Below are 25,288 nucleotides of genomic sequence, written 5' to 3'. Positions count from 1 at the left end.
CTTGACATCGCGGAAGGGTATAGACGATAGAGATGCAATGAAGTTTTTATTTTCAATCATAAAGGAAAGACCGTATAATGGAATCAATTGAAAGGGGGCCGCACCCATGAAACCGTATCAGCATATCCTGATTGTCACAGCAATCATCGTCATGATCTATTTCATGTATGATGCAGGTTTCGGGGCGGTTCCCTTCCTGCTCGCCGCCTTCTACCTCGCGCTCGTCAGCCTGGATGAATTCAAACGGTTAAAGAAGAGGAAAAGATGGTAGCATAATAGGGACAGCTTTGTATATAATGAGGAGTATGCCTATGTTCAGGGAAAGGACGTGCATCAATTGAACCTACTAGAAATGTCAAAAGAGGAGCTTGCCGAAGAATCGTTGATCGATCTCGCCTTCGCCATTCTGACAAAGCGGCACGAGCCGCTCAGCCTTCAGCAGCTGATGGATGAAATCAGCGAGCTCACGGGCTTGGATAAAGCCGCTATGCAGGAAAGACTCCTTCAATTTTATACGGATATGAACATCGACGGACGTTTCCTGGCGATCGATAACCGCTGGGGACTCCGCGAATGGTACCCGGTAGACCAGATCGAAGAAGAAACAGCGCCTGTCGTCAAAGTGCGCAAGAAGAAAAAGAAGAAGACGTACGAAGACGATGAAGAGGAAGACGAGGACGTCGAGGAAGAGGACGAGGAAGAATTGTTCGATGAAGAGTTTGATGAACTCGACGACGACGATGAGGAAGAAGATCTCGATGAAGATGAGGACGAAGAAGAAGTCATCGAAATCGAAGAAGACCTGATCGACGGAGACGACGAACTCGAAATCATTCCGGACGACGAACTCGAAATCGAAGACGACGAACTGGACGAAGACGAAGAAGAGGACGAGCTCGTCGAAGAAGACGACGACCTGTAAACGCCTCACATCCCCGCCTGGCAGATGATTCTGCCAGGCGGGGATTTTTTTGTTGGGCGGATGTCAGCAACCGAAGGAAGCAGCGGCCCGCGCGAAGTGAGCAATGAGCACCGATGAATGAGCAATCCGCACCGAAAAGCGGGCAATGCATACGGCTTATGAAGCAATACGGCTCAAAAGTACGCAACGACTGCTGCGAAGTAAGCAACATTCCTCGGCAAGTAAGCAATATCAATTGCCGCTCGTCTAAGGAGCAGTGCCTTTCGCGAAGTAAGCAACACATCCGGCTTAAGAAGCAATACTGCATGCGAAGTAAGCAACAGTCAGCGCAAAGTGAGCATTGCACCTTGCAAAGTAAGCAACGCTGGGCGCAAAGTATGCAATAGGCCTCGCAAAGTAAGCAATGAAGTTTGCCGGTTTCCTGAGATGCAATGCCTCTCGTGGGATTAGCAATGTATCTTGTGCCAGTTAGCAACGGCCACCGCGGAGCATTCCACCGCGCAAAATAAGCAATAACACTCAAAATGTAAGCAACAGTCATCGCAAACTAAGCAATGCTGCTTGCAAAGTAAGCAAGTACTCCCTCGAAGTGAGCAATCTCTCCTGCTAAGCAAGCAATCCACCCCTCGAACGAAGCAACCGCCCCGCCCGCCATGTGTAACACCCACGCAAAAAAACGCGCCTGTCCGCCAGGCGCGCTTTCCGCAAGTCAATCTTCATCCAACACCATGTCATCGTACTCGAGTTTCACCGCTTCGTAGAGAAACAGAGCGGCGAAGGCATGCGGCTGGACGATCCGTTCGATGCCTGGGCCTGGAAGCAATCCTCGCACCACGCCGGTCGATACGTATGTATAGGCAAGCTCCGCGAGTTCATTGCCATCTTCGTCTTTTTCGCCGGCCAGGGCGGCGAATGGCACGAATTGCTCTGCGAGTGTCCGGGCAAGCGCCAGTACTTCTTCGTCCGCTGCGCTGCGCGCCAAAATCCAGACGCGGTCCGCAGATCCGATCGTCATGCCTGGTTCATACCGGACAGCGCCTTTAAACGGTTCAGCGCCATGTAAAGCGCTGCTTGTCAGCGCATCCATTTCACCAAATGCTGCAAAGAGGACGCGGCCTTCGCCGACTGTCGCCTGGGCGAGGAGCCGAGCCGTCTCTTCCACCGCTTCTTCATTGCCGGAAGCCATCCGCTGCAATAATCCGCCGAGTTGTGTCGTCAATATTTTCATCTGTACCACCTCTTCGTCCATTATAGTTCCTATGCAGTCAGTATCGAAAGGATAAAAGCTTACAAGATAGTTGTCAAGACATGCAGGAATTTCTGCACTGTTTGTCAAATATATGAATGGGGATAAACAAATGTCTACAAAGGGGGACGTCTGGGTGAAAAATTTGCTGATAGTCGATGATCAGACAGGAATCCGCATGCTGCTCGACGAGGTGTTCAAACGGGAAGGGCTCGAAACGAGGCTTGCGGGGAACGGAATGGAAGCGATGCAGTTGCTGGAGGAGAGAATGCCGCACTGCGTCCTGCTTGATATGAAGATGCCGGGAATGGACGGCATTGAGGTGCTAAGGCGCATCAAAGAGCAGTGGCCGGACATTCCAGTCATCATGATGACGGCATATGGGGAGATCGAATTGACGGAAAATGCTCTGGATATCGGAGCGGTCCGTTATTTCACGAAACCATTCAATATATATGAAGTGCGCGATGCGGTCATTTCGCTTCTTTCATCGGACGAATAGGGGTTTGATTCAAAGTGAAAACGCTTACTTGACTGCCGGGAGACCACTTTTATAAAAAAGGAATGGGCCGGTTGCATATCCTTCCGCCTCTAAATTGGGACAGTAGTAAACAGTGCATGTTTTTGGTATGATTAATGAGGTAAATCACATAAGGAAACAGCAATGCCAAAGTTCCATTACCTTAGAGGAGGAAGTTCCATGCCACTCGTTTCGATGAAAGAAATGATGATCAAAGGGAAACAGGAAGGCTATGCAATCGGTCAATTCAATTTAAATAACCTCGAGTACACGCAGGCGATCCTGCAGGCTGCAGAAGAGGAGAAATCGCCGGTCATCCTGGGCGTATCCGAAGGCGCGGCCCGCTATATGGGCGGATTCAAGACGGTCGTCAATATGGTGGAAGGCCTGCTTGAAGATTATAAGATCACGGTTCCTGTAGCCATTCATCTCGACCACGGTTCAAGCTTCGAGAAATGTAAAGAAGCGATCGATGCGGGCTTCACTTCCGTCATGATTGACGCTTCGTCGAAACCGCTTGAAGAGAATATTACAACGACGAAGCAAGTCGTCGACTATGCGCATCCGAAAGGCGTATCAGTCGAGGCGGAGCTCGGCGTTGTCGGCGGCCAGGAAGACGATGTCGTAGCGAGTGGCGTCATCTATGCAGACCCGGCGGAATGCAAGCAGCTTGTCGTTGAGACAGGCATCGACTGCCTCGCGCCTGCGCTCGGCTCTGTCCACGGTCCGTATAAAGGGGAGCCGAACCTCGGATTCAAGGAAATGGAAGAGATCTCGAGCCAATCCGACTTGCCGCTCGTCCTTCACGGCGGCACCGGCATCCCGGTAAAAGACATCAAGCGCGCCATCTCTCTCGGCACTGCGAAGATCAATGTCAACACGGAGAACCAGATCGAGGGCACGAAAGCCGTCCGCGAGATCCTCAGCAATGATTCGGATGTCTACGATCCGCGGAAGTATCTCGGCCCTATGCGCGAAGCGATCAAGCAGACGGTCATCGGGAAAATGCGCGAATTCGGAAGCTCGCAAAAAGCGTAAGCAGCACAAAAAGGGAGGCGCCAAGAGGCTGGCCTCCCTCTATCATAAGGAGGAATTGCAACTATGAAGTTTTTCATTGACACAGCGAACTTTGAAGAGATTAAAGAAGCCCATAGCTGGGGCATTCTATCCGGGGTGACGACAAACCCGTCGCTCGTAGCAAAAGAGAACGTATCATTTCATGACCGCCTGCGCGAAATCACGGCGCTCGTTCCGGGTTCTGTCAGCGCGGAAGTCATCGCGCTTGACGCGGAAGGCATGATCAAGGAAGGGCGCGAACTTGCGAAAATCGCCCCGAACATCACAGTGAAGCTTCCGATGACGCCGGAAGGGCTTAAGGCTTGTTCCGTCTTCGCAAGCGAAGGCATCAAAACGAACGTGACCCTCATCTTCAGTGCAAATCAAGCACTTCTTGCCGCACGTGCAGGCGCTACATACGTCTCCCCGTTCCTCGGCAGGCTCGATGACATCGGCCAGGAAGGCATCGAGCTGATCAGTACGATCGCCGACATCTTCACTATCCATGACATGGACACGGAAATCATCGCGGCTTCCATCCGCGGACCGCAGCACATCACGGACGCGGCGCTTGCGGGCGCACATATCGCGACGACGCCGTTCAAAGTCTTGAAGCAGTTGTTCCACCATCCGCTGACGGATAAAGGGATCGAGCAATTCCTGAAAGACTGGGAGTCCCGGGAAAATAAGTGAAACATCAAAGGGGATTGACATGGACGTTTATAAAATAAATGGTGGAACGCCTCTTCACGGAACGATCAAAGTGAGCGGGGCTAAAAATAGCACAGTCGCCTTGATACCGGCCTCCATCCTCGCGTCTTCTCCTGTAACAATCGAAGGGCTGCCGGAAATCTCGGACGTTTTCACGCTTGGCGATCTTCTTCGCGACATTGGGGCGTCTGTTGATTTCAATGAAGGGAAAATGGTGATCGATCCTTCAGAGGTAGTCGCCATGCCGCTTCCTAACGGGAATGTCAAAAAGCTGCGCGCTTCCTACTACATGATGGGTGCGATGCTTGGCAGGTTCAAGCATGCCGCAATCGGACTGCCCGGCGGCTGCCATCTTGGGCCGCGGCCGATCGACCAGCATATCAAAGGCTTTGAAGCGCTTGGCGCAAAAGTGACGAACGAACATGGGGCGATCTATCTGCGTGCGGATGAACTGCGCGGCGCGAAGATCTATCTCGACGTCGTGAGCGTCGGCGCGACGATCAATATCATGCTCGCTGCAGTCCTTGCAAAAGGCAAGACGACGATCGAGAACGCTGCGAAAGAGCCGGAGATCATCGACGTCGCCACCTTGCTTTCAAATATGGGTGCGAACATAAAAGGGGCAGGGACGAATGTCATCCGGATCGAAGGCGTCGAGGAGCTGCACGGCACAAGGCATACGATCATCCCGGACCGCATCGAAGCGGGCACGTTCATGATCATGGCGGCTGCTGCCGGCAACGGGGTCACGATCGATAACGTCATTCCGTTCCACGTCGAGGCGCTGACCGCGAAGCTTCGCGAGATGGGCGTCACGGTAGTGGAAGAGGAGGAGAAGATCTTCATTCCGAAGGCGGAAGACCTGCAAGCCGTCGATGTGAAGACGCTTGTCTATCCCGGATTCCCGACGGATCTCCAGCAGCCGTTCTCCGTGCTGCTTGCGAAATCGGCAGGCACATCGGTCATCACGGACACGATCTATCCGGCCCGTTTCAAACAGATCGATGAACTCCGCAGGATGAACGCAGACTGCAAAGTGGAAGGGCAGTCGATCATCCTGTCGGGACCTGCAGATCTGCAGGGGGCCGCTGTGCGGGCGAGCGATCTCCGCGCCGGCGCCGCCCTTGTCATCGCAGGATTGATGGCGGAAGGGCAGACCGAAGTCCAGGAGATCCAGCATATCGAACGCGGCTACAGCCATCTGATCGATAAGCTGCGCGGGATCGGTGCTGACATACGCAAAGAGACGATACCTGAAAAAGCGGCCGTCAAAGAGTAGAGGCGGCCTGATCTTTTAGATGTGTTATACTATATTGGACGCAATACGAAGCATATTCCTTCCCACGGGATTCTCGCAGAAGAGACGGCCCGCGGGAGAGCATCGCCGTGCCGAGTGCATGGCGGTTGTTTGCTCATATTGACTACGCTACGGAGCTTTAACCGTACACCGGGAGGAACTAAACGATGGAACGCAGTTTATCAATGGAATTGGTACGTGTAACAGAGGCGGCGGCCGTTTCGGCTTCACGCTGGATGGGGCGCGGTTTGAAAAACGAAGCGGATGATGCCGCAACGACAGCGATGCGCACTGTGTTCGACACGATTCCGATGCAGGGCGTCGTTGTGATCGGAGAAGGAGAAATGGACGAAGCACCGATGCTGTATATCGGCGAGGAGCTTGGGACAGGCCATGGACCGGCCGTTGACGTTGCTGTCGACCCGCTGGAAGGCACGAACATCGTCGCTTCAGGCGGCTGGAATGCGCTGGCGGTCATCGCTATCGCGGACCGCGGCAATCTTCTTCACGCACCCGACATGTACATGGACAAGATCGCAGTCGGTCCTGAAGCGGTCGGCATGATCGACATCGACGCGTCCGTGACTGATAACTTGCGGGCTGTCGCTAAAGCGAAGAACAAAGATATCGAGGATGTCGTCGCGACAGTTTTGAACCGCGAACGCCACTCGAAGATCATCGAAGAGATCCGGGCAGCCGGCGCGCGCATCAAGCTCATCAATGACGGCGACGTCGCGGCTGCGATCAATACCGCATTCCCTGATACAGGCGTCGACATCCTGTTCGGCAGCGGCGGCGCACCGGAAGGCGTCATCGCGGCAGTCGGATTGAAATGCCTGGGCGGCGAGATCCAAGGCCGTCTCATCCCGTCAAACGACGAAGAGAAGGAACGCTGCAACAAGATGGGCATCGATATCACGAAAGTGCTCCGCATGGAAGACCTTGTGAAAGGCGATGACGCAATCTTTGCGGCAACCGGCGTCACGGACGGCGAACTTCTTCGCGGCGTCCGCATCAACGGCGGCTACAGCGAAACGCATTCGCTCGTCATGCGCTCCAAGTCAGGCACGATCCGTTTCGTCGAAGGGCGACACAGCCTGAAGAAGAAACCGAAGCTTGTACTCTGATGAACGTGGAAATACCTCAACCTCTACGCCCGGCTTAGCGCCGGGCGAAACTTCATTGAACGAAAATGTGCCTGCCCGTTTCATTTTCACCTCACAAACTTATCAATTTAAAAAGAGTGGTGCCTAACTGATGACAGTACTGACAATCGCCGAGCTTGAAAGCATGACGCTGAAAGAGCTTTATGCACTCGCGCGGCAATATAAGATTACCTATTATGGTAAATTAACTAAAAAAGAGCTCATTTTTGCGATTCTAAAAACAAGAGCTGAACAGGAAGGCTTCTTCTTCATGGAAGGCGTCCTTGAGATCATCCAGTCGGAAGGCTACGGCTTCCTCCGCCCTATCAATTATTCTCCAAGTTCGGAAGACATCTATATTTCCGCATCGCAGATCCGCAGATTCGACCTCCGAAACGGCGACCGCGTCACCGGGAAAGTCCGTCCGCCGAAAGAGAACGAGCGCTACTACGGACTCTTGCAAGTCGAAGCGGTGAACGGCGAAAACCCGGAAGTCGCCCGTGAACGCGTCCATTTCCCGGCACTCACGCCGCTCTACCCGGACCGCCATATCAAACTCGAAACGACGCCGAACAAATTATCCACACGCATCATGGATCTCGTGTCGCCCGTCGGCTTCGGCCAGCGCGGTCTGATCGTCGCACCGCCAAAAGCGGGGAAGACGATGCTGCTGAAGGAGATTGCGAATGCTATCACGACAAATCATCCGGAAGCGGAACTGATCGTACTATTGATCGATGAACGTCCGGAAGAAGTGACCGACATCGAACGTTCCGTCAAAGCTGATGTCGTGAGCTCGACATTCGACGAGACGCCGGATAACCACGTAAAAGTTGCGGAGCTCGTCCTCGAACGCGCGATGCGTCTTGTCGAACATAAGCGCGATGTCGTCATCCTCATGGACTCTATCACGCGTCTCGCGCGCGCCTACAACCTTGTCATCCCGCCGAGCGGACGCACGCTTTCTGGAGGGATCGACCCCGCTGCGTTCCACCGGCCGAAACGGTTCTTCGGGGCGGCTCGTAATCTCGAAGAAGGCGGCAGTCTCACAATCCTCGCGACAGCTTTGATCGACACCGGATCCCGGATGGACGAAGTCATCTACGAGGAATTTAAGGGGACGGGCAACATGGAGCTTCACCTGGACCGCAGCCTCGCGGAACGCCGGATCTTCCCTGCGCTCGACATCCGCCGCTCCGGCACGCGGAAAGAGGAATTGCTCCTTCCAGAAGGCCAGCTTGAAAAGCTATGGGCGATCCGGAAAACATTTTCCGATGCGCCTGATTTCGCGGAGCGTTTCCTGAAAAAACTGCGTCAGACGAAGTCGAACGAAGAATTCTTCGACAAGCTGAATGATGAAATGAAAGCAAGAGGCGGCAAAGGCCTCTTATAAACGGAAAGACCAGGCTGATGGCGGCCTGGTCTTTTTTGGCTAGGAAGCTGTTCATAAATTTGTTGTTATAAGTGGCGCCCTATAAAGAGACACTGATAAGCGGGACTGTTATAATCCGAAGAGTGTCCGTGAATGTTATTTTCGAATAGCAATTTCACGAATATCGTCTATGACGGAAAGATTGTCATAAGGACGAATATTTACAACGAGAGAGGGGTCCGCAGCTGTGAAGTTCATCCTGTTTATTGCAGCTCTCATCATCATTTTCTTTTTAGCCTATATTGTCAGCAACGAGCGGAAAGGCATCAAGCTGAAACCGATCTTCACGATGATCGTCCTGCAGCTGATTGCGGCGTTCGTCCTGCTGAATACGGGATTTGGCCTCGCCATCATCAAAGGCATCTCGGGCTTGTTCGAGCATCTGCTTTCCTATGCAGCGGAAGGTGTCGATTTCGTATTCGGCGGGATGGCGAACGAAGGGGCGAGCCCGTTCTTCATGAACGTCCTGCTGCCGATCGTGTTCGTTTCTGTTCTGATCGGAATTCTGCAATATTTGCGGATTTTGCCGTTCATCATCCACTACCTTGGCCTTGCTTTGAGTAAAGTGAACGGGCTCGGGAAACTGGAGTCGTTCAATGCCGTCGCCTCCGCAGTGTTCGGTCAGTCGGAAGTGTTCATTTCAATCAAGAAACAGCTGCCGCACATACCGAAACATCGTCTCTATACGCTCTGCACGTCGGCAATGTCCACCGTTTCCGCTTCGATTCTCGGCGCTTATATGACGATGATCGAGCCGAAATACGTCGTCACGGCGCTTGTCCTGAATCTGCTCGGCGGATTCATCATCGCAAATATTATCAATCCGTATGAGGTGGATGATGAGGAAGACGTAATTACGAGCCCGGAAGAGGAGAAGCAGTCGTTCTTTGAAATGCTTGGAGAATATATTATGGACGGCTTCAAAGTCGCCATCATCGTCGGTGCGATGCTGATCGGTTTCGTGGCGCTGATCGCGATGGTCAACCATATCTTCGAGGCGGCCTTCGGAATCAGCTTCCAGGTCGTGCTCGGCTATGTGTTCGCGCCGTTCGCGTTCCTTGTCGGCATTCCGGCAGCGGATATCGTACAGGCGGGCACCATCATGGCGACGAAGTTATTGACGAATGAATTCGTCGCGATGATCAGTCTTGGCGACATCGCTTCGTCATTGTCCAGCCGCTCCGTCGGCATCATCTCCGTATTCCTCGTCTCATTCGCGAACTTCTCATCGATCGGCATCATTTCTGGTGCGGTGAAAGGGCTGAATGAAGAAAAAGGGAATATGGTGGCGAAATTCGGCGTGAAGCTGCTGTATGGCGCGACGCTTGTCAGCCTGCTGACAGCGGCAGTGACGGGAATCATGCTGCGCTGAACGGAAACAAAAGGCTTGCGCACAGCAGAGGGATTTGATATACTCTACTAGTGTGGTTGTTATAACCACCTGCTGCATATACGGCTGGCAAACACGGGCCGTGTAAGGCATCAGTCTTGTCCCTATAGCGGACAACCCCTACAATTTACTCTGTTCCAGATGGTTCAGGGCGAGAGGAGAGAGACCGATGAGAGCAGGAATTCATCCAAATTACAAACTTGCAAAAGTAACTTGTTCATGTGGCAACACATTTGAAACAGGTTCTGTGAAAGAAGACATCCGTGTCGAAGTTTGTTCTGAATGCCACCCATTCTACACTGGACGCCAAAAATTTGCTGCTGCGGACGGCCGTGTCGACCGCTTCAACAAAAAATATGGCCTCAAGTCAGAAGAAGGCCAAGAATAAGACTGACATTCAAGTCCGCCATGTGCATCTGCACGCGGCGGATTTTTCATTTTTATTTCAAAGTGAACTGTGCAAATATCCACAAGGCCATCCACAAAAACAGGCAGGATGCCAACAAGTTATCAACATTATACCGGAAGATATGCACAGATTTATTCACAGTGCACAAGTTATGCACAGAAGCGGTAGACTGCCCGCCATTATCCACATACCATATTCCTTCGGGAAAGAAAAGACGTCATTTCCGGCAGGATTTCGTGTATGATAAACGTTCGACAATGAATGAGTAGAAGTGAAATACATAGCACAGAAGCGGAAGGGGAACGACATGTACGTAGCAATGCAGGGCGGATGGATTGAAGTGATTTGTGGCAGCATGTTCTCGGGAAAATCGGAAGAGCTGATCCGGCGTGTACGCAGGGCACAGTTCGCCAAGCAGAAAATCGCCATTTTCAAACCGAAAATCGACGACCGGTACAGCGAAGAGGCAGTCGTCAGCCATAACGGCACGGCCGTCATCGCGACGCCTGTGGATAACTCGGATGCGATCCGGCAGTTCATCACAGACGAGTTCGATGTGATTGCGATCGACGAAGCGCAATTCTTTGATGAAGGGATTGTCGATGTCGTCATGGACCTCGCGGACGGCGGCTTCCGCGTCATCGTCGCCGGACTCGACCAAGACTTCCGCGGCGAACCGTTCGGCCCAATGCCGCATCTCATGGCAGTCGCTGAAAACGTCACGAAACTCCAGGCGGTCTGCACCGTCTGCGGCTCACCCGCAAGCCGCACCCAGCGGCTCATCAACGGCAGCCCGGCCGGCTCCGATGACCCGATCATATTGGTCGGCGCCTCCGAAGCATACGAAGCCCGGTGCCGCAAGCACCACGAAGTGCCAAACGGTGTAACAGCGGCAGCGGAAATTGCAGATTGATCGATCAGGACAGGCAGAGCATCAATGGCTCCTGCCTGTTTTTTTGTGTTGAGAGAGAGAAGTGAGCAATAAGAGCGGGGAATGGAGCAATGAGGGGCCAGAAGTGAGCAACGAGGCTTGTAAATGAAGCAATCGGAGTCGCAGAGGAAGCAATAAGGCCGGCAAATTGAGCAAGAGAGGCGTGGAAGTAAGCAATGGTCTGCGGTAGGCGGAGAGGTGGATCGTAGTAAGCAATGCAGCGCGTATTTGAAGCAATGAAGTGAGCGAAGTGAGCAACGGGGCTTATATAAGAAGCAACGATGATCGCGAAGGCAGCAATAAGACCGGCAAAGTGAGCAAGAGAGGCGTGGAAGTAAGCAATGGTCTGCGGAAGGCGGAGGGGTGGATCAAAGTAAGCAATGCAGCGTGAATACGAAGCAATGTAGTGCGGGAAGTGAGCAACGAGGCTTGTAAATGAAGCAATCGGAGTCGCGGAGGAAGCAATAAGGCCGGCAAAGTGAGCAAGAGAGGCGTGGAAGTAAGCAATGGTCTGCGGAAAGCGGAGGGGTGGATCAAAGTAAGCAATGCAGCGTGAATACGAAGCAATGTAGTGCGGGAAGTGAGCAACGAGGCTTGTATAAGAAGCAACGACAATCGCGAAGGAAGCAAAAAGTCGCAAAAATAAGCAATATAGACACGGAAGTAAGCAATGTCTCGCGGGGTGCGGAGAGCTTCATCAAAGTAAGCAATAGGAGCGGCTGATGAAGCAATGAGGAACAGATAGTAAGCAACGAGGCCAGTATAAGAAGCAACGACAATCGCGAAGTAAGCAATATGGCGGCAAAGAAAGCAACACCGGCCCTAAAGGAAGCAACGCCAAAGGCATTTTTTTATTTGTCAAAAGCATGCAGCGCGATCGTGCGGGTTGCATGCAGGCGGGAGAGTTGCCGCGAACTATTGTTTATACAAAGACTTGAACAAGCCGCGCTGACCGAATAAATCACTGTATTTACCTCCCCCTTTCCCGTACAATAAACGTACAAACCAGTCCTGAATATGAGGTGGCAGCAATGTTTGAACGGCTTCAAGCAGTGGAAGACCGATATGATCGTTTGAATGAGATGCTCAGTGATCCAGAGATCGTGAGCGATATGGATAAATTACGGACGTACTCGAAGGAGCAGTCCGATTTGCAGGAAACCGTCGAGGCGTACCGGGAGTATAAGGAGGCGGCCGGCCAGCTGAAAGGTGCGAAAGAGATGCTGGAGGAGCCGCTGGATGAAGAGATGCGCGAGCTTGTGAAGCTGGAGGTGGCGGAGCTCGAGGAGTCGATGGAGACGCTTGAAGCCCGCCTGAAGCTTCTTCTTGTGCCGAAAGATCCGAATGATGACAAGAACGTCATCATGGAGATCCGCGGCGCGGCGGGCGGTGATGAGGCGGCATTGTTCGCGGGCAGCTTGTACCGGATGTACAGCCGGTTTGCAGAGATGAACCACTGGAAAGTCGATGTGATGGAGGCGAACCTGACGGAGCTTGGCGGGTATAAGGAGATCGTGTTCATGATCAATGGGCAGGGCGCTTATTCGAAGCTGAAGTTCGAGAATGGGGCGCACCGCGTGCAGCGGGTGCCGGAGACGGAGTCGGGCGGACGGATCCATACGTCAACTGCGACAGTTGCGGTACTGCCGGAAGCAGAGGAAGTCGAGATTGATATCCACGACAAGGATATCCGCACTGATACGTTCGCGTCTTCAGGTCCGGGCGGCCAGTCGGTCAATACGACGATGTCCGCAGTGCGGCTCACGCACTTGCCGACGGGCATCACGGTTTCGTGCCAGGATGAAAAGTCGCAGATCAAGAACAAGGAAAAGGCGATGAAGGTGCTTCGCGCGCGCATTTATGACAAGTTCAGGCAGGAAGCGCAGGCGGAGTATGATGAAAAGCGGAAGTCCGCTGTCGGGACGGGGGACCGCTCGGAGCGGATCCGCACGTATAATTTCCCGCAGAACCGGGTGACGGACCACCGCATTGGGCTGACCATCCAGAAACTTGATCAGATCATCGAAGGCAAGCTGGATGAAGTGATCGACGCGCTGATCCTCGAGGACCAGGCGCGGCGGCTTGAAAGCCTGGAACAAGGATGACGGAGAAAATTTTCGAGGCGCTGCAGAGAGCACAGGCGGAGCTTGCTGCCAGAGGGCTCGATGCGAACGCGGCGCGCCTGCTGATGGAGCATGTCACGGAGAAACCGGGCGCAGCCCTTTTCGCAGATATGCGGGAGGAGCTGGCGCCTGCGCAAGCAGCGGCTTTTCAGAAAGGGCTCGCAGAAATGCTTGAAGGGCGGCCTGTGCAGCATCTGATCGGACATGAGGAGTTCTACGGATACCGTTTTGAAGTGAATCGCCATGTACTCATCCCTCGCCCTGAGACGGAAGAACTTGTCCATGGAGCGCTCGAGCGTGCGGGGCGGATCTTCGGGAAACGGCAGCCGATCCGGATGGCTGATATCGGAACGGGCAGCGGGGCGATTGCGGTTTCATTCAAAAAAGAATGGCCGGACGCGCTTGTGGCAGCCGTCGATATTAGCAAGGAGGCGCTTGCGGTCGCCCGGCGGAATGCTGCATGGAACGGGGCGGATGTTGAATTCCTTGAAGGGGATTTGACTGAGCCGCTCGAGGGACGGACGTGGGATGTCGTCCTGTCAAACCCGCCGTATATCGCGGAGCCGGAAGCATCTATGATGAGCAGAACCGTTGTCGATCATGAGCCGCACGGGGCTTTGTTCGCGGCGGATAACGGGCTTCAATTCTATAAACGGCTTGCCAGGGAGCTTCCGGGTCTGATGGCGGACAAGGCGCTGATCGGCGTCGAGATCGGCCATTGGCAAGGCCCTGTCGTACGCGATCTGTTCGCCCGTGCGTTTCCGGAAGCAGCTGTTTCCGTGAAGCGCGACATCAACGGAAAAGACCGAATGATATTTTGCGAGATTCAGTGAATAAACTGATCCCCTCCTGTCCATAATGTAGGTCAGGAGGGGATTACGATGTTACAAGACTATGAAATTGGCAAAGTACAAAATAGAAGCGGCGGCAAATGGTTTGCTGTCCTTGAATTTATATTGATCCTGTTCATGATCCAGTCGGTGCTCATGCTGTTGAACCATGAACAGCCCGAGGAGGCGGTTCGCGTACGGATTTTGGCGCACTCGAACGCACCAAGCGACCAGCGCGTGAAGGAAGAGATCCGGGAGGCGGTCGAGCCGCTCATCAAAGCGGCATATGCGGAGAGCGGCCTGGATATCAGCGAGTTCCATGCAAGAATGGAAGAGCTCGACGCTGAGATTGAACGGATTGCTGAAGAGAAAGCGCCTGGCATGGGCGTCAAGTTTGATCGGAAAGCTGAATTATTCCCTCCGAAACGGTCGGGTTTTTATATCACTCCGCAAGCGCCATATGAAGCGTACGTGCTGACGATCGGCAGCGGGCGCGGCGACAACTGGTGGTGCGCATTGTTCCCGAATGTCTGTTTCCCGGACAAAAAGGCAGAAGAACCGAAAGAGGAAGAGAAGGTCACATTCTTCCTGTGGGAGTGGATAAAAGGGATCTTTGCATGAAGTTATCCACGCGAAATGTGGATAAGTGAGATAAACTGTGTATAAACAGGGGGTTTATTCATGGAAACAAAACGGATTCCAGTGGATAACAATATGGATAACGAAACAGGTTATCAACAAGCAGTGGATATATTGCGAAATGGAGGCGTGGTCGCGTTCCCGACAGAGACCGTCTACGGACTCGGAGCGCTCGCGACGGATGAGCGAGCTGTCCGTTCGATTTTCGAAGCGAAGGGACGGCCTTCCGACAATCCACTGATCGTACATATCGGGCAGGAGGCGGACGCGGACCGGTATGCGGAAGAAATTCCGGATGCGGCGCGACGCTTGATGAAGGCGTTCTGGCCAGGCCCGCTTACGCTCATCTGCCAGAAAAAACCGGGCGTCATCGCTCCGAGCGTAACGCCAGGCACAGAGACGGTCGGCCTCCGGATGCCGGATCATCCGGTCGCACTTCGTCTGTTGCGGGAGCTCGGCGGCCCGCTCGCTGCGCCAAGCGCAAACCGCAGCGGCAAACCGAGCCCGACAGAGGCGGAACATGTGCGCGCGGATCTGGAAGGACGCATTCCGCTAATCTTGGACGGCGGCCGGACTGGTGTCGGCGTCGAGTCGACAGTTGTGGATATGACGGTCGATCCGCCTGCCATTCTGCGGCCGGGCGGTGTGACGAAGGAGATGCTCGAAGACGTCATCGGCCTGGTGCGCTCGGAAGGCAAAGAGCCGGGGGAAGAGGCGCCGCGCGCGCCGGGCATGAAGTATATGCATTATGCACCGGATTCCCCTTTATTCATGATTGAACCGGATAAGGCAAAGATTCGCGAAGCGGTTGAGCAGCTCCGCAGGGAAGGCAAAAAGGTCGCCGTGATCGGTCCGGATGAATTTGAAGGCGTCGGGGCGGATTGGTATTTTCCGTTCGGCAAGCTGGATGATTCCGGCGCCATGGCGGCAAATCTGTACCGGGCCCTCCGGGAGTGCGACCGGACGGAGGCGGATGTGATCCTCGCCGTGAGCACGGACGCACAAGGGATCGGCGCCGCCATCATGAACCGCCTCGTGAAAGCGGCGGACGGCAAGCGGTTCTGCTGCTGATCGGATGTAAGAGATAAATAGATGTATGCCCCTCTTTTCGAGCGCATAGGATGGATGGATGCGAAAGGCAAGGGGGGCTTTTCTTTGATCGAAATATTCGCGGCATGTATCACAACAGTGGACGTCATTGTCATTTACTCACTTTTACAGTTAAATAAAGGCAGGCTTTCCTTAGCGATCTGGACAGCCATCTTGAACATGGTGTTCCCGCTGATCGGCTTTTTCATGGGACATCTGACGCTGAGCCTCTTCTCGGTCTGGGGACACCTTCTGTCGGGCGTCCTGCTAGGATTGATCGGCATCCAGATGATCTTGCATAACGACGACAGTGAAATATTGAAAAAGAAGATGCCGCCATTCTTCATTGCGCTTGCAGTCAGTTTGGACACGTTCTCCGTCAGTGTGTCGTTCGGCATGCTTCAGTTCAATGAAGTCCTGTTCGTCCTTTCGTCTGGCATTCTGTCATTTGTGTTCGCGTGTTTCGCACTGCTGCTCAGATTGCGGACAGGCAGCCAAGCGGGGGCGATTTTGCGGAAGGTGGCCGGTTTGGCATTGCTGACTATGGGGATATTGTCATGTATTCGTTGAAAAATCATGTATCTTTTTACATGATGTTCAGGTATTCTAAAAGAAGCAGGTGATTTACATGAATATTTATTTGATTTGTACAGGAAATACATGCCGGAGCCCGATGGCGGAGGCGATTTTGCGCTCCAAACAGCTCAGCGGAGTGGAAGTCAGGTCGGCCGGTTTGCACGCGGCGCCCGGCATGCCGATCTCGGCGAACGCCGAAACGCTCATCATCGAACAGCAGCTTCCTTATACGGCGGAGTCGAGGAGCGTATCCAGTGAGGATATCGAGTGGGCGGATCTCATCTTGACGATGACCGGGCCCCATAAGCATTCGCTCCTCGCAAGTTTCCCGGAAGCGGAAGGCAAAACGCATACGCTGAAAGAATATGCGGATCCGGAATCGGGCATGGATGTGCAAGATCCTTTCGGCGGGAATCTCGAGACGTATCGGGAGACTTTCCAGGAGCTCGTGCGCTTACTGGACAAGCTAGAGAAGAAAGTGACGGGGGAATCGACATGAAAGAAAAAAGGGGAATGAAATTCGGATTGCGGAAGAAACTCGTACTGTTCGTGACGATCCTCGCGATTGTCACGTACTCGACGAGTGCTGTGTTCATCAACTACATAGGACCGACCTTCTTCCCGAATGTGAATCCATTTCTTTTCGGCATCATTACATACGGACTCGGAATTCTGTGGTCCGGCATTTTAGCGGCTCTATTCAGTACAGTCCTGATCCGGCCGCTTCAAAATCTGGAAAAGGCCGCAATCCAAGTGGCGGACGGTAAAATCGGACAGGATATCGAGCTGCCGCGCTCCTCTGACGAGATCCGCTCTGTTGCGGAAGCCTTCCAGCAGCTTGTCGAAGGCCTTCGCGCCATCGTGGGCCAAATCGAGACGAACTTCGAAAAGACAGCACATACGGTGGACAGGCTGACTGCGGAAACGGGAGCCGCCGCTTCGCAAGCAGAGGCAGTCGCTTCAACGATCGCTGAAATCTCATCAGGCGCTGAGGCATCAGCTGTCGCTATCCAGGAGACCGCGGAAGCGATTGAGGACGTCCGCATGCTGGCTGCCGAAGTGAGCAGCCGTGCGGAAGACTCGTCCACCCGCTCAAAAGAAATGCTGGAAGAGCTTGAACGGACGACGACAGTCTTCCGGACCCTCGTCGAAGGCATCCGGGGCATGTCCGCGCAGAGCGAACAATCGTTGTCGACAATCCGCGACCTTGACCGCAATGCGCAGCGCATCGGTGAAATCGTCCAGCTCGTCGGCAGCATCGCAGGCCAGACGAATTTGCTCGCGCTCAATGCGTCGATCGAAGCGGCGCGTGCCGGCGAACACGGCAAAGGCTTCGCGGTCGTCGCGGAGGAAGTCCGCATCCTGGCCGACGAAAGTGCAAAATCGGTTGAGATGATTGCCGGTCTCGTCCAAACCATCCAGTCCGACGTCACGAAAGTCGTAAAAGAGATCGAGCAGCAAGTGAAAAGTGCGGCGCAGGAAGCGAACCGCGCCGACGAAACGACGGGCAACGTAGAATCCATGGCGGAGAAGGTGAACGGCATGGCCTCGTCCGTCATCGAAATCACCAAGCTCGTCGAAAATCAGCTCGCCAACATCGAAACGACTGCCATCCAGTCGCAGGAAGTCGCCGCTATTGCTGAGGAGACATCTGCAGGAGCAGAAGAAGTCCTCGCCGCGACAGACGAACAGGCGAAGTCGATCGAGCAGACCGACCAGATGGCGACTGAGCTGAAACGGCAGTCGGAAGACCTGTATGATGTGATTAAACGATTTGATTTGTCGAAATGAATGATAGAGGGCCTTTCCTTTGGGGAGGGCCTTTTTTGTTTGGGCTGGGGCGGGAAGGGATTGCTTCGTATTTGCGGACCGTTGCTTCTTTTGCCAGTCTCGTTGTTTTGATAAATGTCTTGTTGCTTACTTCGACGCTCGTGTTGCTTCGAAACAGGGATTCATTGCTTACTTTTGCACCTGTATTGCTTGTTTCTAATCCGCCTGTTGCTTGCTAGTCGTTTCTGGTTTGATTGCCAGAAATCCAGGTTGCTATAATCCATCGCCGAAACTAGAAATAGAGGGGAGTACTGTGTTTTTTCATGGAAAGATGGTAAAATGATTTGTGAGTAAATTACGAAAAGAGGATTGCTGTGAAAATTGCTATTTCATCGGATCATGGCGGCAATCGGCTGCGCCAGGAGATCATCGAACTGCTGACTGAACTTGGCATGACATACACGGATTTTGGACCGGATTCGGACGCGTCCGTCGACTACCCGGATTATGCGGCACCTGTTGCGAACGGCGTGGCGAGCGGGGAATTCGACCGCGGAATCCTCATCTGCGGCACGGGCATCGGCATGTCCATCGCTGCGAATAAAGTGAAAGGCATCCGCTGCGCGCTCGTCCATGACGTATTCAGCGCGAAAGCGACGCGCGGCCATAATGACTCGAACGTGCTCGCTATGGGCGAACGCGTCATAGGACCGGGCCTCGCGCGGGAAATCGTTTCTGCGTGGCTGGACACGGAATTCGAAGGCGGCCGCCACGAGCGGCGCATCGAAAAGCTGCGGGCCATCGAAGAACAATAAGGAAAGAAGGGTGAACGAATGGACGCATTACAAATGTGGGGACTGCAACTGGAGCAGCTGCTGACGGAATTTGAGGAACAGGCGAAACCTGTTCCGGGAAGCGTATTTGTGGTCGGCTGCTCAACGTCTGAAGTCGCCGGCAAACGGATCGGCACGGGAGGCGCGCTCGAAGTGGCGGAGACCTTGTTCAAACCGCTCCGCGCGTTCGCCCAAAAACATAAACTGCACCTCGCCTTCCAAGGGTGCGAGCATATCAACCGGGCTCTGACGATCGAGCGGCGGACGCTGGAGAAATTCCAGCTCGAACCGGTATCCGTCATTCCGGTCATCACGGCGGGCGGCTCCATGTCGACGTACGCCTACGAACATTTCGAGGATGCCGTCGTGGTGGAATCCATCCGCGCAAACGCCGGCATCGACATCGGCCAGACGCTCATCGGCATGCATCTAAAACCGGTTGCCGTGCCGATCCGGACATCGATCGGTACCATCGGCGACGCGATCATCACCGCGGCGACGACAAGACCGAAACTGATCGGCGGCGAACGCGCTGTCTACAAACGCAGCACACTTGATGAAAATTGCTGACGGCCTTACATAAAAATCCGGCCGCATCTACTGACACTACACGCAAAGGGGAAATGGAAAATGGATTTGAGTAACGTACAACGCGAAGACAAAGCAGTATTCGAAGCGATCATGGCGGAGAAGAACCGCCAGAACGGGAATATCGAGTTAATCGCATCCGAGAACTTCGTATCCGAAGCGGTCATGGAAGCGCAAGGCTCTTATTTGACGAATAAATACGCGGAAGGCTATCCAGGCAAGCGCTACTACGGCGGCTGCGAACACGTCGATGTCGTCGAGAACATTGCGCGCGACCGTGTAAAAGAATTGTTCGGCGCTGCGTATGCGAACGTCCAGGCCCACTCCGGCGCGCAGGCGAATATGGCCGTGTATTTCACTGTGCTCAAGCCTGGCGATACAGTGCTCGGCATGAACCTCTCGCACGGCGGCCACTTGACGCACGGCAGCCCGGTCAACTTCTCGGGTGTCATGTACAATTTCGTCGAGTATGGCGTAGGCGAATCCGATGAACTGATCGACTATGAAGATGTCCGCCAGAAAGCGCTTGAACACAAGCCGAAGATGATCGTCGCTGGCGCAAGTGCGTATCCGCGCGAAATCGACTTCAAGAAATTCCGTGAAATCGCAGATGAAGTCGGCGCATACTTGATGGTCGACATGGCGCATATCGCAGGTCTTGTCGCAGCAGGCGAACACCCAAGCCCGGTGCCGCATGCACACTTCACAACATCGACAACGCACAAGACACTCCGCGGCCCGCGCGGCGGTTTGATTCTCTTAAATGATGAATTCGCGGAAGAATTCGGACGCAAAATCGACAAGTCCATCTTCCCTGGCATCCAGGGCGGCCCGCTTATGCACGTCATCGCAGCGAAAGCGGTCGCATTCGGCGAAGCGCTGCAGCCGGAATTCAAAACGTACATCCAGCAAGTGAAGAAAAACGCGAAAGCCCTCGCAGAAGCGCTCGTCTCGGAAGGCGTGGATATCGTATCCGGCGGCACTGACAACCACTTGCTGCTCGTCAACTTGAAGTCACTCGGCCTGACTGGAAAAGTGGCAGAGCATGCGCTCGACGAAGTCGGCATCACAGTGAACAAAAACACGATTCCGTTCGACACGGAAAGCCCGTTCGTCACGTCCGGCGTCCGGATCGGAACTCCGGCCGTCACAAGCCGCGGCTTCAAGGAAGAGGAAATGAAAGAGATCGCGTCCATCATCGCGAAACTCCTCAAAAACCACGAAGACGAAGCCGTCCAGCAAGAAGCGAAAGAGCGCGTCAAAGCACTTACTGACCGCTTCCCGCTATACGCATAATCAATCAGAGCCGCGCAGAAATGCGCGGCTTTTCTTATGGAATTAAATCGAAAGGAGTGCGGCGGGCAAAGGAAGCAATGCAGCTTTCAAACGAAGCAATGACCATTGAAACGAAGCAACCCGGCCTGCAACAGAGCAACATGGCATGCAAAGAAGCAATCCAGCTTCAAACGAAGCAATGCACCATTGAAACGAAGCAACCCGGCCTGCAATAGAGCAACATTGCATGCAAACGAAGCAATCCAGCTTCAAACGAAGCAATGCACCATTGAAACGAAGCAACCCGGCCGGCAAACAAAGCAACATGGCCCGCAAACGAAGCAATCCAGCTTTCAAACGAAGCAATCCAGCCGTACTCATGAAGCAACCCAGCCCCCAAACAGCACAACCCGCCTGCCCGAATAATGCAAGAAGTTTTACTAAGGCTGACCCTAGGGCAAACACCCACCATCCCTCCGCTTTCTGTTATAATGAACGGGACATTCCGAAAAGGAGCGATATTAATGGCGAAAGTACACGTTTTTGATCACCCGTTGATCCAACATAAATTGACGTATATCCGCGACGTACAGACAGGGACAAAAGAATTCCGGGAGCTGGTCGATGAGGTGGCGACGCTGATGGCGTATGAGATTACGCGCGATCTGCCGCTTCAGGAAGTGGATGTGGAGACGCCGGTCTGCATGTCGAAGTCCAAAGTGCTTGCGGGGAAGAAGCTTGGAATCGTGCCGATTTTGCGTGCGGGCATCGGGATGGTGGATGGCATTCTGAAATTGATTCCGGCGGCGAGAGTCGGGCATATTGGTTTGTTCCGTGATCCGGAGACTTTGCAGCCGGTCGAATACTTCGTCAAGCTTCCGTCCGACGTGGCGGAGCGTGAATTCATCGTGGTCGATCCGATGCTTGCGACAGGCGGAACAGCAGTCGAAGCTGTGAATTCCTTGAAGAAGCGCGGCGCAAAGAATATCCGCTTCATGTGTCTGATTGCGGCTCCGGAAGGCGTTGAAGTTTTTACGAAAGCGCATCCGGACGTTGACGTGTACATCGCGGCGCTCGACGAGAAATTGAACGATCATGGGTACATCGTGCCGGGTCTCGGCGATGCGGGAGACCGCTTGTTCGGCACAAAATAATGGGGAAGGCGTGAAGGGCTTGACGAAAAAATGGAAAGTGATGACGATCTTCGGAACCCGTCCTGAGGCGATCAAAATGGCGCCGCTCGTACTGGAGCTCCAGAAACACAGCGAGGACATCGAGTCGATCGTCACCGTGACAGCGCAGCACCGTGAAATGCTTGATCAGGTGCTGCATACATTCGGCATCACTCCGGATTATGATCTCAACATCATGAAGCAGCGGCAGACGCTTGTCGATGTCGCGACACGCGGGCTGGAAGGCCTGGATGATATCATGAAAAAGGCGCAGCCGGATATCGTGCTCGTCCACGGGGACACATCCACGACGTTCATCGGCAGCCTGGCTGCGTTCTATAATCGGATTGCTGTCGGCCATGTGGAAGCGGGCCTTCGGACAGGCAATAAATTTTCGCCATATCCGGAAGAGATGAACCGCCAGCTGACAGGGGTTCTGGCTGATCTGCATTTCGCGCCGACCGAGCAATCCGCGCAAAACCTTCTCCATGAAGGGAAACCGGAGGACCGGATTTTCATCACCGGCAACACGGCAATCGACGCATTGAAGACGACCGTGAAAGAGGAGTACGATCACCCGATTTTCGAGAAAATCGGCGATGACCGGCTCATCCTTTTGACCGCGCACCGGCGCGAGAACCTCGGAGAACCGATGCGCAACATGTTCCGCGCCATCAACCGCCTGCTCGAAAAGCATGCCGATGTGCAAGTCGTCTATCCGGTACATATGAATCCGGCTGTCCGTGAAGTCGCACAGGAAATCCTCGCAGGCAACGATCGCGTCCACCTGATCGAGCCGCTTGAAGTGCTGGATTTCCATAACTTCGCAGCACGTTCGCACATCATCCTCACCGATTCGGGCGGCATCCAGGAAGAAGCGCCTTCCCTCGGCAAACCGGTCATCGTCCTGCGCGATACGACCGAACGTCCGGAAGGGATTGCGGCCGGCACTTTGAAGCTCGCCGGCACGGACGAGGACACGATATTCGAACTGTCCGACGCACTGCTATCAGACGAGGCGGAATATGCGAAAATGGCGAAAGCCTCCAACCCATACGGCGACGGCCACGCTTCCGAGCGAATTGTCCGTGCGTTGCTTGATTTCTTGAATAAATAAGTAGGAACCGCTGCTGGCCTTGTGCTGGCGGCGGTTTTTATTTTGCGGCAAGGAGGAGGGGAGGCCCAACAAAAGCTTGTGATGTTCCATAGCTAAGCTAATGCCCTTTACAAATAAAGCACTTCACTTCATGCAATAAATGGCCTATTTACGGGTATAGGAAAAGAAATGACCAAATCGCCAATTGTTTACCACGTATCGAGTGGGGAATGGAAAAAGACATTCCTAAACGGCTGGAAGGTGACGGACGCACAATGGAAACGATCGAGGCATATATTATCCAATTCGGCTATGTCGCCATCTTCGTCGCCCTGTTCTTCGGCATCGTCGGCATTCCTGCGCCGGAAGAGACATTCCTGTTCCTGATCGGACTCATGGTCACGCGCCATGACGTGCATCTGACCGTCAGTTTCCTGTCTGCAATTGGCGGTGCGTTTACAGGCATGTTGACCGCGTACGTGTTCGGACGCATGGTCGGAATGCCGATCATCCGCAAAGTCGGCAAATACATCGGACTGGACAAGAAGAAGATCCGGCTGCTCCGGATGCGGCTGCACAAGAAGGCGGGCCGCACGATCATCATGAGTTTTTACATACCGGTCCTCAGGCAGGCAAGCCCGTATTTCGCGGGCCTTGTCAAAATGGACTTTCTGCGTTTTCTGCTACTATCCATTATCGGGGCGGTCTCCTGGTGCGGCTTATACATCGGACTGGGCATGCTGTCGGGCTGGTTTTTGCCGATCAACCCCAATTACATCCCTTATATCGGCGGGGCGTTCTTCGTGATTTTCATCGTCCAACTAATCGTCTCGATCCGCAAGAACAAACGCAAAGGAGGTGCAGCAACATGAAAATCATCATATTCCCGTTCTTCCGGTTTCCGACCGGCCATTCCAAAGTGGCCGAAGCGCTCGAGGAGCGGATTGTGGAAATGAACCCCGGCGCCTCCGTGGAGACGGTCGATTTCCTGACATACTGCAACACTTTTCTTGGACGATTCGTCTCCTCGTTCTACATGGCGATGATCAACCGGATTCCCCATCTTTATGAAAAGGCATACCGCAAGCTCGTCATGGAGGAGCAGACTGGGGGAGCGTGCCGTTCATACCGTGTCTCGCCAATCTATTTTGAACGGAAAATGATGAGCCTTCTTGCAGAAAAGAAGCCTGATCTCGTCATCTTCACCCACTCTTTCCCGTCCAGCATCTACGCACGCCTCGTGCGAAAAGGCAAGGTGCAGGACATCCCGTCCATTAACGCCTACACCGACTTCTTCATCAATGATATTTGGGCGAAGCGGGAAATCACGTACCACTTCGTTCCGCATCAAGGGGTCAAACACGTGCTGACCGAAAATTACGGAGTGGACGAACATAGCGTTTTCGTTACGGGCATTCCCATTAAGAAAGTCTACAAACAGCCGATGCGCAAAAGACGGACGGCCATCCGGCATGTGCTCGTCGCAGGGGGCAATACGGGCCTGTTCGATTCGGCATCCATCGCTGAGCTGCTGCAGGCATTCCCTGACATCAAATTTACTCTCCTTTGCGGAAACAACCAGAAATATATGAAGCAGCTGAATTCGTTAGGATGTAAAAATGCAGTTGTCCACAGTTATATAGACAGCTGCGAAGAAATGAACCGCCTGTACGAAGAGGCGGATGCGATCCTTACAAAACCCGGCGGCGTGACGATTTCGGAAGCTTTGTACAAACAATTGCCGATTTTCATCTGCAACCATCTCCCGGGCCAAGAGCAGTTCAACCTGGACCACTTGACGGAAGAGGGCGTCGCAATGGAAATCGACAAAAACACATTCACGGAAGACGTCTTGTGGAATGAAAACAAGATCAGCCGTCTGCTTGCGAACATGGAGAGATACGTAGAGAACCAGCATTGGGAAGTCGAAAGTGCGCTCGCCCGCGTCATGCTAAAGGAATTTCCGGAAACGCGGCAAGCGGCGCTTCCGAAGCGGTGGCGCATGCGCATAGCGGTTCCTGCTGGCACCTATTCGGCGGAATAACGAAAAGCCATCCTTTCATTGATGCATGAAAGGGATGGCTTTTTCGTTTCATTCAATTTGTGTCTGGCTGTTTGCCCGCTTGAAGCAATGCCCCGGCTTAACTGCGCAATACCGGAGCAATAGGAAGCAACATGCCACAATAACTGCGCAATCCCTTGCCTGCATGAAGCAACCAATGACCAAAGAGGAGCAAT

At 53.6% G+C, this 25,288-nt stretch carries 28 protein-coding genes; 25 read left to right on the top strand and 3 right to left on the bottom strand.

What is annotated here, in order from left to right; all coding sequences use genetic code 11:
• The first annotated feature begins 106 nt into the window (after nt 1-106).
• Both ACZ5FK_RS07695 and rpoE read left to right on the top strand, forming a co-directional pair.
• A complete protein-coding gene (locus tag ACZ5FK_RS07695) occupies nt 107-271 on the top strand; it encodes a hypothetical protein (protein WP_464807310.1) in 165 nt (54 codons plus the stop codon).
• A gap of 66 nt (nt 272-337) precedes the next feature.
• Entirely contained in the window at nt 338-922 is a 585-nt protein-coding gene (gene rpoE / locus ACZ5FK_RS07690) for a DNA-directed RNA polymerase subunit delta (protein ID WP_464807309.1), read from the top strand.
• A 709-nt stretch (nt 923-1,631) separates the two neighbouring features.
• On the opposite strand, the gene ACZ5FK_RS07685 is transcribed toward rpoE, so the two are convergent.
• A complete protein-coding gene (locus ACZ5FK_RS07685; protein ID WP_464807308.1) occupies nt 1,632-2,150 on the bottom strand; it encodes a DUF2529 family protein in 519 nt (172 codons plus the stop codon).
• 154 nt (nt 2,151-2,304) lie between these two features.
• Between ACZ5FK_RS07685 and ACZ5FK_RS07680 the strand changes: the two genes are divergently transcribed.
• The 9 genes from ACZ5FK_RS07680 to ACZ5FK_RS07640 all read left to right on the top strand — a co-directional run bounded on the left by ACZ5FK_RS07680 (nt 2,305) and on the right by ACZ5FK_RS07640 (nt 11,041).
• On the top strand, nt 2,305-2,670 hold the full coding sequence (locus ACZ5FK_RS07680; protein ID WP_464807307.1) for a response regulator: 366 nt from the start codon (nt 2,305-2,307) through the stop codon (nt 2,668-2,670).
• A gap of 198 nt (nt 2,671-2,868) precedes the next feature.
• Nucleotides 2,869-3,726 carry a class II fructose-bisphosphate aldolase gene (locus ACZ5FK_RS07675; protein ID WP_464807306.1) on the top strand — a complete coding sequence of 286 codons (858 nt, stop codon included), beginning with the start codon at nt 2,869-2,871 and terminating at the stop codon, nt 3,724-3,726.
• A 63-nt stretch (nt 3,727-3,789) separates the two neighbouring features.
• Nucleotides 3,790-4,437: a fructose-6-phosphate aldolase gene (gene fsa / locus ACZ5FK_RS07670; protein WP_464807305.1), complete on the top strand. Its 648-nt coding sequence runs from the start codon at nt 3,790-3,792 to the stop codon at nt 4,435-4,437.
• Nucleotides 4,438-4,456: 19 nt separating this feature from the next.
• Complete coding sequence (locus ACZ5FK_RS07665; protein WP_464807304.1) at nt 4,457-5,734, top strand: UDP-N-acetylglucosamine 1-carboxyvinyltransferase; 1,278 nt, start codon at nt 4,457-4,459, stop codon at nt 5,732-5,734.
• Between the two features lie 185 nt (nt 5,735-5,919).
• Nucleotides 5,920-6,879 (top strand): class II fructose-bisphosphatase, encoded by a 960-nt coding sequence (gene glpX / locus ACZ5FK_RS07660; RefSeq protein WP_464807303.1) that lies wholly within the window; start codon nt 5,920-5,922, stop codon nt 6,877-6,879.
• Nucleotides 6,880-7,009: 130 nt separating this feature from the next.
• Entirely contained in the window at nt 7,010-8,290 is a 1,281-nt protein-coding gene (gene rho, locus ACZ5FK_RS07655) for a transcription termination factor Rho (protein ID WP_464807302.1), read from the top strand.
• A gap of 226 nt (nt 8,291-8,516) precedes the next feature.
• Nucleotides 8,517-9,701 carry a NupC/NupG family nucleoside CNT transporter gene (locus tag ACZ5FK_RS07650; protein ID WP_464807301.1) on the top strand — a complete coding sequence of 395 codons (1,185 nt, stop codon included), beginning with the start codon at nt 8,517-8,519 and terminating at the stop codon, nt 9,699-9,701.
• 187 nt (nt 9,702-9,888) lie between these two features.
• Nucleotides 9,889-10,107, top strand: coding sequence for a 50S ribosomal protein L31 (rpmE, locus tag ACZ5FK_RS07645; protein WP_464807300.1), 219 nt, complete (start codon nt 9,889-9,891; stop codon nt 10,105-10,107).
• 328 nt (nt 10,108-10,435) lie between these two features.
• Nucleotides 10,436-11,041: a thymidine kinase gene (locus ACZ5FK_RS07640; RefSeq protein WP_464807299.1), complete on the top strand. Its 606-nt coding sequence runs from the start codon at nt 10,436-10,438 to the stop codon at nt 11,039-11,041.
• Between the two features lie 4 nt (nt 11,042-11,045).
• Here the strand turns inward: ACZ5FK_RS07640 and ACZ5FK_RS07635 are convergent, their stop codons facing one another.
• Nucleotides 11,046-11,699: a hypothetical protein gene (locus tag ACZ5FK_RS07635; protein WP_464807298.1), complete on the bottom strand. Its 654-nt coding sequence runs from the start codon at nt 11,697-11,699 to the stop codon at nt 11,046-11,048.
• Nucleotides 11,700-12,090: 391 nt separating this feature from the next.
• Between ACZ5FK_RS07635 and prfA the strand changes: the two genes are divergently transcribed.
• The 10 genes from prfA (at nt 12,091) to glyA (ending at nt 20,803) form a co-directional block, all read left to right on the top strand.
• On the top strand, nt 12,091-13,164 hold the full coding sequence (prfA, locus tag ACZ5FK_RS07630) for a peptide chain release factor 1 (RefSeq protein ID WP_464807297.1): 1,074 nt from the start codon (nt 12,091-12,093) through the stop codon (nt 13,162-13,164).
• Nucleotides 13,161-14,015: a peptide chain release factor N(5)-glutamine methyltransferase gene (gene prmC / locus ACZ5FK_RS07625; RefSeq protein WP_464807296.1), complete on the top strand. Its 855-nt coding sequence runs from the start codon at nt 13,161-13,163 to the stop codon at nt 14,013-14,015. The genes prfA and prmC overlap by 4 nt, the downstream gene beginning before the upstream one ends.
• 48 nt (nt 14,016-14,063) lie before the next feature.
• Nucleotides 14,064-14,633: a stage II sporulation protein R gene (locus tag ACZ5FK_RS07620; protein WP_464807295.1), complete on the top strand. Its 570-nt coding sequence runs from the start codon at nt 14,064-14,066 to the stop codon at nt 14,631-14,633.
• 60 nt (nt 14,634-14,693) lie between these two features.
• The gene (locus ACZ5FK_RS07615; protein WP_464807294.1) at nt 14,694-15,722 is read left to right on the top strand and encodes an L-threonylcarbamoyladenylate synthase; all 1,029 of its coding nucleotides are present in this window, start codon (nt 14,694-14,696) and stop codon (nt 15,720-15,722) included.
• Nucleotides 15,723-15,806: 84 nt separating this feature from the next.
• Complete coding sequence (locus ACZ5FK_RS07610) at nt 15,807-16,310, top strand: manganese efflux pump (RefSeq protein WP_464807293.1); 504 nt, start codon at nt 15,807-15,809, stop codon at nt 16,308-16,310.
• A gap of 58 nt (nt 16,311-16,368) precedes the next feature.
• The gene (locus ACZ5FK_RS07605) at nt 16,369-16,815 is read left to right on the top strand and encodes a low molecular weight protein arginine phosphatase (RefSeq protein WP_464807292.1); all 447 of its coding nucleotides are present in this window, start codon (nt 16,369-16,371) and stop codon (nt 16,813-16,815) included.
• A complete protein-coding gene (locus ACZ5FK_RS07600) occupies nt 16,812-18,107 on the top strand; it encodes a methyl-accepting chemotaxis protein (protein ID WP_464807291.1) in 1,296 nt (431 codons plus the stop codon). Before ACZ5FK_RS07605 ends, ACZ5FK_RS07600 begins: the two co-directional genes overlap by 4 nt.
• Before the next feature lie 353 nt (nt 18,108-18,460).
• Nucleotides 18,461-18,901, top strand: a complete 441-nt coding sequence (gene rpiB / locus ACZ5FK_RS07595) for a ribose 5-phosphate isomerase B (protein WP_464807290.1) — start codon at nt 18,461-18,463, stop codon at nt 18,899-18,901.
• Nucleotides 18,902-18,919: 18 nt separating this feature from the next.
• Nucleotides 18,920-19,489, top strand: a complete 570-nt coding sequence (locus ACZ5FK_RS07590; RefSeq protein ID WP_464807289.1) for a TIGR01440 family protein — start codon at nt 18,920-18,922, stop codon at nt 19,487-19,489.
• A 60-nt stretch (nt 19,490-19,549) separates the two neighbouring features.
• Nucleotides 19,550-20,803: a serine hydroxymethyltransferase gene (gene glyA / locus ACZ5FK_RS07585; protein ID WP_464807288.1), complete on the top strand. Its 1,254-nt coding sequence runs from the start codon at nt 19,550-19,552 to the stop codon at nt 20,801-20,803.
• 42 nt (nt 20,804-20,845) lie between these two features.
• On the opposite strand, the gene ACZ5FK_RS07580 is transcribed toward glyA, so the two are convergent.
• Nucleotides 20,846-21,247, bottom strand: a complete 402-nt coding sequence (locus ACZ5FK_RS07580; RefSeq protein WP_464807287.1) for a hypothetical protein — start codon at nt 21,245-21,247, stop codon at nt 20,846-20,848.
• Nucleotides 21,248-21,306: 59 nt separating this feature from the next.
• On the opposite strand from ACZ5FK_RS07580, the gene upp reads away from it, so the two are divergent.
• The 4 genes from upp to ACZ5FK_RS07560 all read left to right on the top strand — a co-directional run bounded on the left by upp (nt 21,307) and on the right by ACZ5FK_RS07560 (nt 25,094).
• Entirely contained in the window at nt 21,307-21,936 is a 630-nt protein-coding gene (gene upp, locus ACZ5FK_RS07575; protein ID WP_464807286.1) for a uracil phosphoribosyltransferase, read from the top strand.
• Nucleotides 21,937-21,955: 19 nt separating this feature from the next.
• Nucleotides 21,956-23,071, top strand: coding sequence for a non-hydrolyzing UDP-N-acetylglucosamine 2-epimerase (gene wecB, locus ACZ5FK_RS07570; protein WP_464807285.1), 1,116 nt, complete (start codon nt 21,956-21,958; stop codon nt 23,069-23,071).
• Nucleotides 23,072-23,280: 209 nt separating this feature from the next.
• Complete coding sequence (locus ACZ5FK_RS07565) at nt 23,281-23,922, top strand: DedA family protein (protein ID WP_464807284.1); 642 nt, start codon at nt 23,281-23,283, stop codon at nt 23,920-23,922.
• Nucleotides 23,919-25,094 carry an MGDG synthase family glycosyltransferase gene (locus ACZ5FK_RS07560; protein ID WP_464807283.1) on the top strand — a complete coding sequence of 392 codons (1,176 nt, stop codon included), beginning with the start codon at nt 23,919-23,921 and terminating at the stop codon, nt 25,092-25,094. The genes ACZ5FK_RS07565 and ACZ5FK_RS07560 overlap by 4 nt, the downstream gene beginning before the upstream one ends.
• The last annotated feature ends 194 nt before the right edge of the window (nt 25,095-25,288 follow it).

This window comes from Sporosarcina sp. GTC18466, assembly GCF_055389225.1.
This window is presented reverse-complemented; position numbering and strand designations above follow the sequence as displayed.